The sequence below is a fragment of the Anaerotignum sp. MB30-C6 genome (assembly GCF_030908465.1).
GTDB lineage: Bacteria > Bacillota > Clostridia > Lachnospirales > Anaerotignaceae > Chakrabartyella.
On sequence record NZ_CP133078.1, the window covers coordinates 2498877 to 2513925 of the forward strand.

Annotated in this window: 15 protein-coding genes; 7 read left to right on the forward strand and 8 right to left on the reverse strand. The window is 39.6% G+C overall.

Translation table 11 applies throughout. The features are described 5' to 3' along the window. Window positions 1–82: 82 nt before the first annotated feature. Window positions 83–943, forward strand: a complete 861-nt coding sequence (locus tag RBQ60_RS12140; RefSeq protein ID WP_307883958.1) for a radical SAM/SPASM domain-containing protein — start codon at window positions 83–85, stop codon at window positions 941–943. A 309-nt stretch (window positions 944–1252) separates the two neighbouring features. Here the strand turns inward: RBQ60_RS12140 and thiH are convergent, their stop codons facing one another. The 6 genes from thiH to RBQ60_RS12170 all read right to left on the reverse strand — a co-directional run bounded on the left by thiH (window position 1253) and on the right by RBQ60_RS12170 (window position 6573). Further along, window positions 1253–2404 (reverse strand): 2-iminoacetate synthase ThiH, encoded by a 1152-nt coding sequence (thiH, locus tag RBQ60_RS12145; protein ID WP_307883959.1) that lies wholly within the window; start codon window positions 2402–2404, stop codon window positions 1253–1255. Between the two features lie 34 nt (window positions 2405–2438). Beyond that, the gene (locus RBQ60_RS12150) at window positions 2439–3209 is read right to left on the reverse strand and encodes a thiazole synthase (protein WP_307883960.1); all 771 of its coding nucleotides are present in this window, start codon (window positions 3207–3209) and stop codon (window positions 2439–2441) included. Between the two features lie 16 nt (window positions 3210–3225). Beyond that, the gene (gene thiF, locus RBQ60_RS12155; RefSeq protein WP_442871369.1) at window positions 3226–3885 is read right to left on the reverse strand and encodes a sulfur carrier protein ThiS adenylyltransferase ThiF; all 660 of its coding nucleotides are present in this window, start codon (window positions 3883–3885) and stop codon (window positions 3226–3228) included. Then, complete coding sequence (gene thiS / locus RBQ60_RS12160; RefSeq protein ID WP_307883962.1) at window positions 3878–4072, reverse strand: sulfur carrier protein ThiS; 195 nt, start codon at window positions 4070–4072, stop codon at window positions 3878–3880. The genes thiF and thiS overlap by 8 nt, the downstream gene beginning before the upstream one ends. A gap of 531 nt (window positions 4073–4603) precedes the next feature. Beyond that, on the reverse strand, window positions 4604–4765 hold the full coding sequence (rd, locus tag RBQ60_RS12165) for a rubredoxin (protein WP_307883963.1): 162 nt from the start codon (window positions 4763–4765) through the stop codon (window positions 4604–4606). Window positions 4766–5370: 605 nt separating this feature from the next. Further along, on the reverse strand, window positions 5371–6573 hold the full coding sequence (locus RBQ60_RS12170; RefSeq protein ID WP_307883964.1) for an FprA family A-type flavoprotein: 1203 nt from the start codon (window positions 6571–6573) through the stop codon (window positions 5371–5373). A 561-nt stretch (window positions 6574–7134) separates the two neighbouring features. Here RBQ60_RS12170 and RBQ60_RS12175 point away from each other — a divergent pair. The 5 genes from RBQ60_RS12175 to RBQ60_RS12195 all read left to right on the forward strand — a co-directional run bounded on the left by RBQ60_RS12175 (window position 7135) and on the right by RBQ60_RS12195 (window position 12279). Further along, entirely contained in the window at window positions 7135–7281 is a 147-nt protein-coding gene (locus tag RBQ60_RS12175; protein WP_307883965.1) for a hypothetical protein, read from the forward strand. Further along, window positions 7271–7975 (forward strand): response regulator transcription factor, encoded by a 705-nt coding sequence (locus tag RBQ60_RS12180; RefSeq protein WP_307886015.1) that lies wholly within the window; start codon window positions 7271–7273, stop codon window positions 7973–7975. The genes RBQ60_RS12175 and RBQ60_RS12180 overlap by 11 nt, the downstream gene beginning before the upstream one ends. Next, window positions 7976–9382: a sensor histidine kinase gene (locus RBQ60_RS12185; RefSeq protein ID WP_307883966.1), complete on the forward strand. Its 1407-nt coding sequence runs from the start codon at window positions 7976–7978 to the stop codon at window positions 9380–9382. A gap of 411 nt (window positions 9383–9793) precedes the next feature. Further along, a complete protein-coding gene (locus RBQ60_RS12190; protein WP_307883967.1) occupies window positions 9794–11920 on the forward strand; it encodes an FtsX-like permease family protein in 2127 nt (708 codons plus the stop codon). 41 nt (window positions 11921–11961) lie between these two features. Then, window positions 11962–12279, forward strand: a complete 318-nt coding sequence (locus tag RBQ60_RS12195; RefSeq protein ID WP_307883968.1) for a hypothetical protein — start codon at window positions 11962–11964, stop codon at window positions 12277–12279. 374 nt (window positions 12280–12653) lie between these two features. On the opposite strand, the gene RBQ60_RS12200 is transcribed toward RBQ60_RS12195, so the two are convergent. Beyond that, complete coding sequence (locus RBQ60_RS12200) at window positions 12654–12860, reverse strand: hypothetical protein (RefSeq protein ID WP_307883969.1); 207 nt, start codon at window positions 12858–12860, stop codon at window positions 12654–12656. 360 nt (window positions 12861–13220) lie between these two features. On the opposite strand from RBQ60_RS12200, the gene RBQ60_RS12205 reads away from it, so the two are divergent. Continuing rightward, the gene (locus RBQ60_RS12205) at window positions 13221–13433 is read left to right on the forward strand and encodes a cold-shock protein (RefSeq protein WP_307883970.1); all 213 of its coding nucleotides are present in this window, start codon (window positions 13221–13223) and stop codon (window positions 13431–13433) included. 407 nt (window positions 13434–13840) lie between these two features. Here the strand turns inward: RBQ60_RS12205 and RBQ60_RS12210 are convergent, their stop codons facing one another. Next, complete coding sequence (locus tag RBQ60_RS12210; RefSeq protein ID WP_307883971.1) at window positions 13841–15046, reverse strand: MFS transporter; 1206 nt, start codon at window positions 15044–15046, stop codon at window positions 13841–13843. Window positions 15047–15049: the final 3 nt, after the last annotated feature.

Sequence of the window (15049 nt, forward strand, 5' to 3'; positions counted from 1 at the left end):
ACGCAATCTGTTAATAACGGATAAGATAACTTAGCAAAAGCATGTTATATCTAAACAAAAGCAGTGAAAGTGAGCAAACCTTATGAAAAAATTTTCTCGTATCTACATCGAAATTACAAATGTGTGTAATCTGTCGTGCAGTTTTTGCATTGGTAACGTTCGTTTACCACGGTTTATGAATACTGACGAGTTCTCAAATATAATTCAGCAAGCAAAGTCATATACAAACCATATTTATCTGCATGTACTGGGAGAGCCGCTGGTACACCCCCAATTGGAAGAATTTTTGAATGTGGCACATCACTTCCACATGAATGTAAATATTACCACAAACGGTACATTGCTTGGGAAAACACAAAACGTACTGCTGAATGCGCCTGCCTTGCGAAAGGTAAGCATATCGTTGCACAGCATGGAGGCTGATAGCCCATATTGCAAGGAGGAGTATTTACAAGGTGTGGCATCCTTTGTTACAGCAGCAACAGGCAAGGGTATTTTTTGCGAGTTAAGAATGTGGAATCTAGGTGCAGATGGCATAGATAATGAGGCTATTTTTACCCCTTTATGCCGTCTTTTAGGATTGGACAATGCTGCTCAAGAAGGTGCACGCATTAAAATCAACGAAAGGGGTAACACCACACTGGCACCAAGACTTTTCCTTGGAAAGGCCGCTCGTTTTACTTGGCCCAGCATGAATGAATCCCCCACAGAACAGCCCATATTCTGCCATGGGCTACGTAACCAAATGGCCATACTGAGTGATGGTACGGTAGTGCCTTGTTGTCTGGATAGCCGAGGTGATATTGCACTGGGCAATATTTTTCAAACACCCCTTCCTGAAATTCTCTCTGGTGAACGTGCCCAAGCACTTTACAAAGGTTTTTCGGCACGTCAACCTAGCGAGGAGCTTTGCCGCCGATGTGGGTATGCAAAGCGCTTTTAAAATACGAAAGCAAAAAAAAAGGGTGTTGAAATACTTACGGACGGGAGAGGGATTACTATGCTGTTTCTGATACCTATTAATTAAATGCCACTACCAATTAAACTTATTCAGGATTCATATACGGTTATAGTTAATAAAAATGATTCATTATACCCCAACAAGTGTTCCAGTAGGCCTCCTGTTCGAGTATCTCTTTCCATGCACCTAATCTACATAGAAAAAGCCCTAGAAGTAACCACGATTGGTTGCTTCCAGAGCTTTTCTTTTTTAAAAATGTGGGTGTTGACAAGTTCTTATCGATTATCTTTTTTAAACTCGTATATAATCTAAGAAAACTGGCTGTAGCCCAAGGCTTTCTATACTGCTTAACACTTCCGCAACACTTCTGTCGTCGGAAATTTCGAACTGCTCGTCCCCTTTTGCCTCTTCTTCATGACCACCTACGCTTACCTTCACACCCGCAGAAATCCTTGTGGCACACATCCCAATCACATTATCCCGAAATCCAGCTCTTTCTCGGGTTGAAATTGTAATTCCTGCATAAGGCATAAATAGCCGATAGGCTAACATCACCTGTAAAAGCTGGGTTTCATGGACATCCTTTGGATTTTCTTCTGCATTATTGATAAAGGGACGTAACCTAGGTGGTGAAAAAGAAATCTCCCCTTGAGGATATTTCCGTTGCACATAAAAAGCGTGCAATCCAGTTGCAAATGCGTCTTTTCTAAAGTCCCCCAAACCCAACAAGGCACCAAAAGCAACCCCTCGCATGCCCCCTTTTAATGCCCTCTCCTGTGCATAAAAACGGTATGGATAAATCCTTTTTGGTCCGCTTAGGTGCATTTCTTCATACTTATCTGTATTATATGTCTCTTGGTATACACAAACATAGTCTGCACCACATTCATGAAGGAATGCATACTCATCTGTATTTAATGGATAAATTTCAATGCCTACCAAGGCAAAATACTTGGTGGCCAATTTCACCGCTTCTCCAATATACTTTACATCAGATTGGTGGCGAGATTCTCCTGTCAAAAGCAGAATATCTCGTAAACCTGTCTTTGATATACTTTGCAGTTCTTTTTCCATTTCCTCCATACTAAGCTTGCCCCGATGAATCTTGTTTTTGCAGTTAAACCCGCAATAAATACAATTGTTTTCACAATAGTTGGCAATATAAAGGGGTGTAAAAAGAGACACTGCATTCCCAAAATGGGCTCTTGTTTCCTTCTGCGCCCTTTGTGCCATTTCCTCTAAAAAAGGCATAGCCGCAGGAGAAAGCAAAGCACCAAAGTCATCTATATCTAGTTTGTCTTTGCATAGTGCAGCTTTTACATCTTCGACTATATATGTATTATAGTCATACTGTTCCACTGTATCTAACACTCGTTCCATAATATCAGAGTCTACTTGTTCCATATAATCCAAATAAACCATATGATCCATTTTTGTTTCCATACGCTCTCCCCTCATTTGCATTTTCAACGCTTTTTTAGTCCTGTAAAAAACCCGTTAAAGGACTGGATGCCTCTCCTTTACTTTCCAAAACACGACCAAGTCCCGCAAGATATGCCGAACGCCCCGCCTCAATGGCAAGACGGAAAGCCGTTGCCATCAAAGGAACGTCTTTTGCCGTTGCAACAGCAGTGTTTGCCATCACAGCATCCACACCCAATTCCATAGCTTCACAAGCTTGGGAAGGGCGTCCAATGCCTGCATCAACAATAATGGGTAAGTCAATTTCATCTATCAACATTTTAATGAAATCTTTTGTAAGAAGGCCACGATTGCTTCCAATTGGAGCACCCAAAGGCATAATTGCGGCGGCACCGGCGCTTTCCAAGGAGCGTGCTACGTTCAAATCCGGATACATATAGGGCATGACGATAAAGCCTTCTTTTGCCAAAATTTCCGTTGCTTTAATGGTCTCATAATTATCTGGCATCAAGTATTTAGAATCATGAATCACTTCAATCTTCACAAAATCACCACAACCCAACTCCCTTGCCAAACGAGCAATTCTTACCGCCTCTTCTGCCGTTCTTGCACCCGAAGTATTGGGCAACAACGTAATATTTTCAGGCATATAGTCTAAAATATTCCCCTCTCCGCCTACATTGGCACGACGTAGTGCAAGGGTAGCCATTTCCACACCACCGTTTTGAATGACTGCATTCGTCATCTCCAAAGAAAATTTGCCAGAGCCCAAAATAAATCTCGACTGAAATTCATGTCCTCCAATGACCAATTTATCCTTTTTCATTTGAATTCTCCCTTCCCTATTCTTCCTCTATCCCAAGCAACAATCGTAAGATCATATTGGCTTGATGGCTTGCACAAAGTTGGACCCTAGGTGCCATCAAGCCATAATTTTTTTCAATGCCAGAAACAAGATCTCCGCAAATATAAAAATTATTCATTACCTTTTTTGTACCAATCTCATTGGAACTACCATATCCCCCCATGCCGGAACCAGATACAATTTTTATATTGGGACAATGCTGTAAAATCGTATTTACAAGCATTGCTTTGTTTTCAGCCTGATCAAAGGCCTCGCATACAATGGGATATTCAAGAAATAATTCCACGGCATTTTCTTCCGTAACCCGAATGGTTTTGGTTTTTATTTGTACATACGGGTTCACCTCTTTAATTTGAGCTTGCAAAGCTTCTGTTTTTTTCACTCCCAAATGACGAACCCCGTAACACTGCCTATTTAAATTGGACAAGTCTACTTGGTCAAAATCCACCAAAAATAACTCTCCCACCCCAAGGCGAGCCAACATCATAGCAATATTGGAACCAAGTCCACCCAATCCAGCTATGGCAACACGCCCTTTTGCAATCTTTTCCTGAACGGAAAGGCTATGGCGTTTGATTAAAGCCTCCTCCAATTCCTTCTTTGTGGGCACATACCTTTCTCCAACCAAATTAACCACCTCCTACAAATGAAACCACTTCTAGGGTATCCTCAGGAGATAACAAAATTTGCGAAATCATCCCTTTTGGCACGATGGCACCATTGCGTTCTATCGCAACCCGCTTTAAATCGTAGCCTTGTTCCAGTAAAAATTTTGATAAGCTCATTGTATTCTCCAATTGAATTTCCACTCCATTTACACGCACTTACAATTCCTCCTATCTGGAAAAAAATAAAAAAAAGCACGAAAAGGGATACACCCGTGGTGGTGTACCCCTTCAATTAACATGTTGCCTATTCACTTTCGACACTAAGATAACATAGATTGATAATAATGTCAACACAGAAGTTCCAAATATATCCAAATAAAAACATGGCCTTGAAAATACTAGGAGATGTTTTCTTATCTCTATTCACTTGTTTGACCGAAAATTAAAGTTGTTCTTTTAGCACTAATATATAAAGAAAACATAGAAAGTTATGCTTTCAAATAAAAATCAGAAACCATCTCAAAGCGTTAAACCTGCTATCAACATTTTTCCTCCACCAGCAGAGCTGGTGGTTTATTGGAGCGAAAGCGCCAATAAAAAAGAATCCGTAAAACGGATTCTTTTCATTTCATCTCTTGGTATGGAAAGCAAAATACCCGTTTCAGGGTGGCAGTATATACCCCGCTCGGACTAGGTGCAACCATGTCCTTTCCATAGGCCTAGTCTGCCATTGCTTTTCCAAATAGATTACTCTTTTACTTCAAAGTCTTCCTTACCAACGCCACATAATGGGCACTTCCAGTCATCAGGCAACTTCTCAAAAGGTGTGCCTGCAGCAACTCCGTTGTCTGGATCGCCAATTTCAGGATCATAGATATAACCACAAACTGTACATTCATACTTTTTCATATGATATCATCTCCTTCTCAATAATAAAATTCTACCAACCTCCTTTTTGAGGTTGGTTTATTATGAAATTTAAATTCCCTTTTGGATACTTCCCATTGAAGGGTATATCTATAAAGAAAATTATAAATTACAATAACCAGTTACTTCAAACCCTAAAAATGTTTATAAGGATTACTTGAACAATACGATACACGATAATGGAACTTTTTTGCTTTTTCTCACTACTAAGTTACATTACCTCCAGATAGTTCCAATGTTATAGGTGCTAAGTACCTTAAAAATCGATTTCTACCTAGTACTATCTACACCTTAATCCCATTCATCCAACTCATTTTCACATTATAAAATTCGCCTTTATTATACCATATGCCCTAATATTTTACAAACAAAATTAGCACTTTGCTTTGACTTCTGTATTCGCCTTTTTCCACAAAGTTTTATTCATTAGGAATACGCTTTCTTAATTGCTAATTTGCCCCAATCAGGACGCAAAAAAGCAAACCTTACTTAGCTAAGCTCAGGTAAAAACAGCATTTCTTTCACTGCAATAGCCAGATGGTTTTTATGCGTTTAAGCCAACATGAATAAAACAACCCTGTAATCGATTATTTTTTCATCGTATTCGCTATGGCATCCACCATGGCTTCAATCTCAGCTAATTGGCTTTTTTTCATAGAAGATTTAATGGTTATCTTGTTTTCCAGAATATTCATATTCTTACATTTTTCCAGTTCGGCACGAATCAGCTTACCACTATTAGGCGCCCATGAGCCATTCTCAATCACCGCTACGGTACGGTTTTGCAGATTATGTGCTACGATATCAAATACTAACGCTTCCATGCTTACAAAAATTCCATTGTTATAGGTAGCGGATGCAAAAACTAAATGGCTGTAACAAAATGCTGCCGTTATAATGTCCGACGCAGGGGCCACGGATACATCAAACATCACCGTCTTAATTCCTCTGTCCCATAAGCGAGAAGCAAGAATTTCCGCTGCGTTCTCTGTATTGCCATAGATAGAAGCATATGCAATGACAACCCCTTCTTCTTCCGGAGTATAACTGCTCCATCTTTCGTACTTCTCCATATACTTTTCAATATCTTTTCTCCAAACAAACCCATGTAATGGGCATAGCAAACGAATCTCTAAAGGTGCTATTTTTTTCAACATAGCCTGAACCTGCGGACCATACTTCCCAATGATATTGCCATAATACCGTCTTGCTTCCTTCATATAATTCAGCTCAAAATCAACTTCATCAGCAAAAATAGCCCCATTCAACGCTCCAAAACAACCAAAAGCATCCGCAGAGAATAAAATGCCATCGGTAGTATCATAAGTCAACATTACCTCAGGCCAGTGCACCATAGGAGCCATAAAAAATGTCAACTGATGCTTCCCTGTGGAAAGGACATCCCCTTCTTTTACTACAATAACACGAGAGTCAATATCAAATTCAAAAAATTGCTTAATCATCGTCAAAATCTTAGCGTTGCAGACAATCTTGATGTTGGGATAACGCAGAACCACCTCTTCCAATGTAAAGGAGTGGTCAGGTTCCATATGATGAACCACCAGATAATCCAAAGGCCTATCTTGTAAAACTTCCGTTAAGTTTTCAAAAAACACTTTACTTACTGCCCTGTCTACTGTATCAAAAAGAACTGTTTTTTCATCCATCATTATATAAGAATTATAAGAAACTCCATCTGGTACAGAATACACGCCCTCAAACATTGCCAAGCGGCGGTCATTTCCTCCAACCCAAGTCAAATCATCGGTTATTTTTTTCAAACAATACATATATACTTCCCCTTTCCATCTATATTAGATCTTCTAAAGTGTCCTTAGTTTCAGCCTATGTTCCTTAGGCAAAATGATCTTTTGTTTATGATGAATCAAAAGCTTGTCATTGTCAATATAATCTCCAAGACTTTTCGTATTTAAGCAAAATTTAACCAATCGGTTTTATTCTATTTTAAGAAAAACTCATTCGTAATTAGCATGGTATGATTTTTCTTTTTTAATTCTTCTTTTTTCAACTTTTCCCTTTCTATAAAAAGCATAGACGTACTGCCCATTATTTTCCTGTTAAGTACGAACTGTAGATGCGTGTTGCTAAGGTGCCTTAATACGTTTATGCTCTCAAAGAAAAAAAATTAGTATAGATTTAAAAAATTAAATGATGGATTTCACCAGTATTTCTTGTTATTTACGAGTAGCACATCTCACCAGTTCTTCTGCAGACACTTCACAGATTACCGCCCGGTTTATAAAATATCAGCTGGACTCATCATCCTTTTTAGATAGGACCCCCTAGAACCAAATCCTTTTATTCACAAAAATTTCATTGAAGTTGTTCCTTTGACGGAATATAATTGGTGGTATGAAGCAAAATATGGTAATTATATGGATTATATTATAGGTGTGGTAGACTTTCACTGTATACAGCGGTTAACAATTGTGGATTTTAGACTAAATAAGAAAGGGGATGATCATGATGAACAGTAAAATATTATTGGTGGATGATGAAAAGGATATTGTTGATTTATTAGAGGAAGTTCTGCTTCAAGATGGTTTTCACTCTATTCAAAGAGCATATACAGGTATAAGTGCCCTTCAAATTTGCAAGGAGTTTAAGCCTGACATGATCGTCCTTGACATTATGCTACCGGATATGGACGGTATCGAGGTATGCAAGAAAATACGGGAATTTTCCTTTTGTTCAGTTCAGTTTCTTTCCTCAAGAAATGACGATATTGACAAAATTCTCGGTCTTTCCTGCGGCGGTGACGACTATGTAACAAAGCCATTCAGCCCACGGGAAATTGTCTTCCGCATCAAAGCCCAGCTTCGCCGCCAACAATATCAGTCCACCCCACAGCCAGACGATAACCAACTGTTGACAGTTGGACCGCTATCACTGGATAGGGAAAGCTGTCGGATTTATAAAGCAGGACAGGAAATCAGCCTGACTGGGCGAGAATTTCTGCTGTTATCCCATCTCATGGAAAACTCTGATAAAATTATCAGCAAAGAACGCCTTTATGAACAGGTTTGGGGAGAGTATAGCAGCATTTGTGACAACACCATTATGGTGCATATCCGTCATATTAGAGAAAAGATGGAGGATTCCCCTTCCAATCCAAAGCAGCTTATTACTGTAAAAGGACTCGGCTATAAGCTTAAAAAAAGGACTGATTAAATGAAAAAATCTGCCTATCGTACAATTTTTCACATATACTTAATTTTTTTTCTGTCATTGCTTGGGACAATTATTGCTGCCATCGGTCTTTCTTTACTATTAATAACTGTTCAAAAACCAGACGGTGAAACAGTCAGAAGCGATTGGCCTAAAGTACTTACAGAGAATTTCGGTGAACAGATTATATTTGTTGATGATAAACCACAGGTAAAGCAGATGGGTATGGAGCTTCTGCAAAATAATCATATCGGTGTGCAAATCATTGACAATACTGGGAATGAAGTATATGCATTTCAAAAACCTGAAAACACAAGCACCTCTTATTCCATTACCCACCTTCTGCGTCTTTACCAGACAGGACATTTCAACACGGAAAAAAACATTTCTCTGATCGGGGAGGTATCCCATCAAGGAAGGGCCTATGCCTACATTCTTCACTTCCCAATGGAAATCACGAAAGTCACCATGTATTTAAATGGGGAACGGTTTACAGGAGGCAAAACTGTCATACTTTCCACAGTATTTATACTACTACTTGTAATGCTTGTGGCAGGAATGGCATACGGCTTTTGGACGGCAAGGATGATTGGTCGTCTGACCTCAGCCATTCGTGATATTTCCAAAAGCTCCTATCTTCCATGCAGAAATGGTGGAGCTTTTAGGGACCTATACGAAAGCCTAAATATCTTAGATGCGCAAATCAGGGCAAGTGACAGTCTGCGAGAAGAAACAGAGCGTATGCGTCGTGAATGGATTGCCAACATCACACATGATTTAAAAACACCCTTGTCTCCAATCAAAGGCTATGCAGAAATTTTGCAGGAGAATAAATCGGGTGAACAATGTGGACAGTATGCAAAGATTATACTGAAAAATGCCAATTACATGGAAGGCTTAATTAATGATTTGAAGTTAACCTGGCAACTAGAACACGGCACGCTTCCCGTCAATTTGCAGAAACAAAACTTGATCCGCTTTTTAAGGGAGTTGGCAATTGAAATTTTGAATAACCCAGAATATGAGAACCGCCGCATTCATTTTGAAAGTATAGACGAAACAATCCTGCTATCCTTTGACACTAAACTTTTAACAAGAGCAGTGCAAAATCTGATTATTAATGCTTTTGTTCATGGAGATAAAGATACGGAGGTTACTTTACGAATCGTCCCCACTGAAAACGATATAAGCATAACGATATCTGATAATGGAAGGGGAATGACAGAGAAAGAAGCCCAAAGGCTCTTTGAACGGTATTATCGGGGAACAAGCACCGAAAGCAAGTCAGAGGGAACGGGGTTAGGCCTTGCCATAGTAAAAAATATTGTGGAACTTCACGGAGGCAATATCTCCCTTTCAAGCATTCCCCATATTGGAACAACTTTTCGAATCTCTTTTCCCCGAAATTAAGGTTAATTAAGGTTACATGAAAATAAGATTAAGGTTGATAGTTTATCATTTCTATATGATAGCTACCAGCCTTTTTTCTATGCTTTGAAGAATGTGAGAGTTAGGTGCAGTGACAACAGCCCATATGGAGTTTTAAATTGTGCCGTTGCTACTGTATCCGTAGACTTTTAGGAAACGCAGTATCTTTAATACGAATGCAGAAGGTAAAAATTTTGGCGTAAATCTGAACAAGGTAAGATTCTATTTCTGCTGTCAAATTAGACGTAAACGCCCACAAAAAAGCAGTGATTGAAGTTTTAAAGCAAGATGTCCTTAAGAGGAGATGAAAAAAGTAAAAAATATACTTATTGGACAATCTTAAAACCCTAACAACTATTTTAAAGAATACACTCAAAGAGAGTAGGTGCAAATTTGAAAATAATTTTAAAGTATATCCTGACCAATGTAAAAGAGCGTAAGGCACGAACCACTGTCATGCTTCTGTCAATTCTCCTTTCCACTATGTTGTTATTCGTTTCCTTTTCTATCGGCATGTCCTATGAGAAGGCACAGCGGAAAATGGCACGGGGCATGGCGGGAAGTGCGACGATTTCTGTTCAGGCCAATGACAGGAGCATTGACATAAAAGCGATTCCACCTTTACCCACCATAAAGGCAAAAGTAGGGATATTGAAGGGAACTTCCCTTTACCATGAAAACGGATACTATGAAACGGTGGATTTAATCGCCATGGACCTTGAAGGTCTGAATCAGATTAACAAACCCCGTCTAGAAAATGGAGCTGAAGTATCCCACTTTTCAGGTAATCAAATAATACTGCCCAACAGGTTTACCTCAAAGTATGGCATTGAAAAAGGCGATACCCTTATCCTGCAAGTACACGGAACACCTGTCCAGTTTAAAGTAAGGGAGATTGCTGCCTATGATACTGTTTTTCTCCGTCATACGAGGGGCACCACTGCTCTGTTGCCACAATCTACATTAGCCAAGCTTTTAGGGCTAACAGACGGATATCGAGAAATTCTCATCGAACCCGCTGCTGGGGTAGAAACAAGCTACCTAAAAGCAGAATTGGAAAACGCACTCTCTGGTAGTGACTATCAGGTTTCAGCGATTGTAAACGAAGGGCAGATTGCCGCCGATGCAAGGCAAAAATCCATGCCTTTTTTCCTAATTAGCTTTTTCTCTCTCACCATGAGCATTTTTATCATTTATAGCAGTTACAAGGTCATCACACTAGACCGTCTACCCATCATCGGAACTTTCCGCAGTATCGGAGCAACAAAAAAAAATGTGACCCTCATTCTTTTATTGGAAAGCATGCTTTACGGCTGTGCAGGTGGGTTCATTGCCATCCCTGTTGGCATTATTGTACTTAAAATGATTTTACAGGGCATGGGAGAATCTCTATCACATGGCATTGAAATTCCTGTTGTAATTTCCCTGCCCGGAGTGTTCCTTTCTTTTGCCGTGGCCATCATGACTTCCTTACTCTCCGCTTGGCTACCTATACACAAGGCAAGCCGTCTATCCATAAAGGACGTTGTACTTGGAACCGTAGAAGAAAAGCACATCTCTCGCCGCTTTGTCATTGGAGCAGGAATTGTCCTTTTTATTCTTTCTTGCACACTACCGAAATTTGCTTCTGGTAAAATGTTTTATCTTGCAGGGGGATTTTCCCTTTTGGGACTAATTATTGCCACCATACTCATCATACCCCTTGTTACAAATTTAATCGCTCTGGGATTGGAACGCCTATATGGGCTATTATTCCAAAATGAGGGCAGGCTCGCAGCGCGAAATATGCAGGACAACAAAAGTATCATGCAAAATATCACGCTACTGTTTATCAGTATTTCCGCTGTTATCGCAATCAGCGTTGTGGGGAGCTTTGTAAACACTTATATTGGCGATGTTTTTCGTGGTGCACAGCTTCAAGGCTTTGCAGACGGACCCATGGAAGGAGAGTTTGTGGAACAGGTGGAAAATATGGACGGTATTGAAAAAGTATTGCCTGTTTATGTTTTCAAGAATAAGCTGCAGGGGGAAGGTATCACATTCTCACGTTTGGAAGGTACAGATAATCTGGAATGGTACAGCTCCATGCTAGCAATTAGATTTCCAAGCAAGGCTATGCAGGAACAAGCTGTTGCCTCTTTTACCGCTGGGGAACGGGCTGTAATCATAAGTGAGGACTGCATGAAACAAGCTGGGTTTTCCGTTGGTGACACCATTACTTTATCAAATGGAATGAAGGGAAATTCCTATGTGGTGACAGGAAGCTTTAAGTCACGGGCAACGGACGTGGAGATGGTCATTCCTTCTTCGCATGCCGTTTCAGACTTTGGTGCCACTACCTATGACTTTTTAGCATATACAGCCGCTGACCCAGAGGCGATCATGGTTCAAATCCGAGATTTGTTCGGTGAAACCTCAAATTGGAGCCGTACGGTGCAGGAGTTTAACACCGACGCCCTATCTACCGTGGGGGCCTTCTTAAAACCTATGCAAAGCATATGTCAAAACATATCTCCCTGAATATACTGTATTAGATACCAATTCAGAAAGGAGATGAGAAGATGACAAAAATTGAAGAATTGTTAAGGTCCTTGGAAAATAAAACCGACGATGAAAAAAGGGATTATTTATCAAAAAGATTTAATTTGTATTGGGACATCCCTGAAGGCCCTTGCAAAATCTGGTGTGCTGAGGTGTTCACTTATTGTAATGCAAGTGAGTTTGAGGAAGAATTGAAATTTTTCCTGTTTTGGGTTAATATTTTTGCCCACCTTTGCCATTTTTGCTTCCATCAAGAAGACACAAATTTTCTCGGCTGCACATGTCCTTGTGGCAATAAACAAACGGTTCTTTACTATTCTATTACCTGCGGAGATTAATGAGCATTAAAATGCATCAATATTTTAAATTATTTTCCTCTTCCTCCAATTTAGGGACAGCCTTTTGTTGTCCCTTTTCCAAATGCTCATTAAAATCGGCTTGAACATTATTGATGTTATTTTCCACGTTCCACAAGAAAAGGGGAGAGAATATAATAAAATAAAACCATCCATATTCATAGCAATCAAATGAAGCTCAGAGTAAACATAACTTACAGCCCGTTCATAATACCATACCCCAAACCGCTGTCCCTATACCTTAATCCTTCTTCCACATTGGTGCTCAATTCTATTTACTGCTGTAACAAACTATATCTCCCTCCATTCAGTTTCTCAAATATATATAATAACTTTTTATAAAAATATTTTAACCCCTACTCCTCTTTACTTTTCCCCTTAATCTCAACCAATAAATCCATATATTCGTGATATTTATGGGGGCGAATGGGTCTTAAAATTGGCTCTGTTTTAAAAATCAAAACCAAACATTCCCCTATTTTCGGATAACTCTGACAAAAATAATATGTTTCTAGTTCTCCATTTTTGATTCTTTGCTTGATTTTATTGTGATATGGATACATTTATTACCTCTCTCCTTGTCATCCTATATATTTCGATTTCTTTAGAACTAACTTGTTCCATTATAATGATATGTTACACCCATTTTCTATTTTAGCAAAGAATTTAGATAAATTCACCATTCTTAATTATACCTGCCCCAGCATGTGGCCGTACTTTTTCAATATTCTATAACATTCTTACAATAATCAAAATTCTTTTAAAAGTTTTTATTGACATATCTCTTCTTATGAGGTATAATAACATTGTTTCGTAAGTATGATTATTCGCTCTTAAGTCCTAGTCGATAATTATTATCTGACTACAACTTAAGAGCTTTTTATTTATATGCCCGAGATAATATTTTTTAGGAGGTACTGATTATGAATAACGGTACAGTAAAATGGTTTAACGCAGAAAAAGGATTTGGCTTTATTACACCTGACAACGGTGGAGATGATGTATTTGTACATTTTTCCTCTATCCAGTCAAATGGTTTCAAATCCTTAAACGAAGGACAGAAAGTAACATTTGATACAGAAGCAGATCCTAAAGATAGCCGTAAAACACGTGCCATCAACGTTTGTGCTAACTAATCCTTCAACGCAGCCACCCTTTCAGGTGGCTTTTTCATTGTTTTTAAAACCCAACCTTTTTGTTAACCTCCCATACTGTGAGGGCAACTTCCACACCTCCCCCGCCTATAACCCCCATAAACTTTTCTCTAATTCCTGATTATTACCCCTTGAATGCTTTCGTCTATATACATATTAATTAAGCTCCTATCCCACTTTGAAAAAACAAAAATAATACCACATTTATGTTTACAAATGCCAGTTGACATCCCATTTTTATAAAAAAAGAGCCTCTAATCGCAATTTAAAATCTGCGTATTGTTGGCTCTGCTCTAGCTATAGTTGTTTGGCCACTGACATCTCCTTTGTCTGTATTCAAAGCATTCCCTATGTTATTTCATAATTTCCATTTTGTTTTCCATTCCTATTCATTCCCCTACAAAATGACGGCTCATGGTTGCCGCAATTATAATCAACCCAACACCAGAGCCAACCATAATCCACTGAAGGGGGATTTTATCTGCCATAGGTCCAAAAATCGCCATACCAATGGGCAAGAAGCCAGAATACATGGATCCCAGTAAGCCGAATACCCGCCCTTGCATGGAATCATCAGTTTTTTCTTGGAGTAGCGTCGTTGTGGACGTTTGCACCATGGTCAAAGCAATTCCATAGAATAGCATCAATGCAAGGTATAATATAAAACTTCGAGAAAGTCCCATACCAATGGCAAACATCCCAAAGGCAGTCAGGCTTATCAATAGGGTTTTCGTTGTGTTTTTGAAGCCACCCCATGTGCTCATGGCTAGACCGCCCACTATCATTCCTGCAAATCCTACCAGCTCGACTGCTGTCAGATACCAATATGTGTCGCCATATACACGTCGAACAAGCAACCCTGCAAGAAAGCCAGCAGGAACGCACAGAAAAATAAAAAGTCCATAAATAATCAATAACCTTCCAATGACCTTATGGGAAAAAGTATACTTTATTCCCTCTTTCATATCAATAAAAATAGATCCTCTTGCTTGTAACATTTCTTTCTTTGGAAGCAACACACAAGATAAAATACCAATGCCGCATGTAGCTGTTAGAATATCCACCATCAACATGGAGCGTAACGTACCAACTGCGAAAATTGCCCCCGCTGCGGCAGGAGCCGCAAACTGAACCACAGACTGCATGGTCATATTAATACCATTGTATCTCATAAGCTGTTCTTCTGGAACAAGTTGTGGAATAACGGCGTTGAGGGCTGGCGTCTGAATTCCTGCGCCCAAGGAGCGAATGACTGACATTCCTAATAATGCAAAAAGCAAACTTGGTTCAGAAGAAATATAAGGGATTGCCAGCACCATGGCCAGTGTCACAGCGGCAATCACCAAATCCGCCCCAATAATCAGACTTTTACGGTTATACCGATCAGCCCATACCCCTCCCATAAAGGAAATGAGAAACTGGGGCAGATAGGCGCAAATGGTAAAGGCAGCCACCCATACCCCTGAGGATGTTTGCATGGTGGCATACCACACGATTCCCATCTGGACTAGGGTTGAGCCAAACAACGTGATACATTGGCTGACAAGAAAGGTGACTGTCCTTTGTTTCCAGTGGGATTTTTGTGTAATGTACATTTC

Excerpts from the sequence above, each read along its gene's own strand:
- RBQ60_RS12140 (WP_307883958.1), top strand. The coding sequence starts at position 83 with ATGAAAAAATTTTCTCGTATCTACATCGAAATTACAAATGTGTGTAAT.
- thiH (WP_307883959.1), bottom strand. The coding sequence starts at position 2,404 with ATGGAAACAAAAATGGATCATATGGTTTATTTGGATTATATGGAACAA.
- RBQ60_RS12150 (WP_307883960.1), bottom strand. The coding sequence starts at position 3,209 with ATGAAAAAGGATAAATTGGTCATTGGAGGACATGAATTTCAGTCGAGA.
- rd (WP_307883963.1), bottom strand. The coding sequence starts at position 4,765 with ATGAAAAAGTATGAATGTACAGTTTGTGGTTATATCTATGATCCTGAA.
- RBQ60_RS12170 (WP_307883964.1), bottom strand. The coding sequence starts at position 6,573 with ATGTATTGTTTGAAAAAAATAACCGATGATTTGACTTGGGTTGGAGGA.
- RBQ60_RS12180 (WP_307886015.1), top strand. The coding sequence starts at position 7,271 with ATGAACAGTAAAATATTATTGGTGGATGATGAAAAGGATATTGTTGAT.
- RBQ60_RS12185 (WP_307883966.1), top strand. The coding sequence starts at position 7,976 with ATGAAAAAATCTGCCTATCGTACAATTTTTCACATATACTTAATTTTT.
- RBQ60_RS12195 (WP_307883968.1), top strand. The coding sequence starts at position 11,962 with ATGACAAAAATTGAAGAATTGTTAAGGTCCTTGGAAAATAAAACCGAC.
- RBQ60_RS12200 (WP_307883969.1), bottom strand. The coding sequence starts at position 12,860 with ATGTATCCATATCACAATAAAATCAAGCAAAGAATCAAAAATGGAGAA.
- RBQ60_RS12205 (WP_307883970.1), top strand. The coding sequence starts at position 13,221 with ATGAATAACGGTACAGTAAAATGGTTTAACGCAGAAAAAGGATTTGGC.
- RBQ60_RS12210 (WP_307883971.1), bottom strand. The coding sequence starts at position 15,046 with ATGTACATTACACAAAAATCCCACTGGAAACAAAGGACAGTCACCTTT.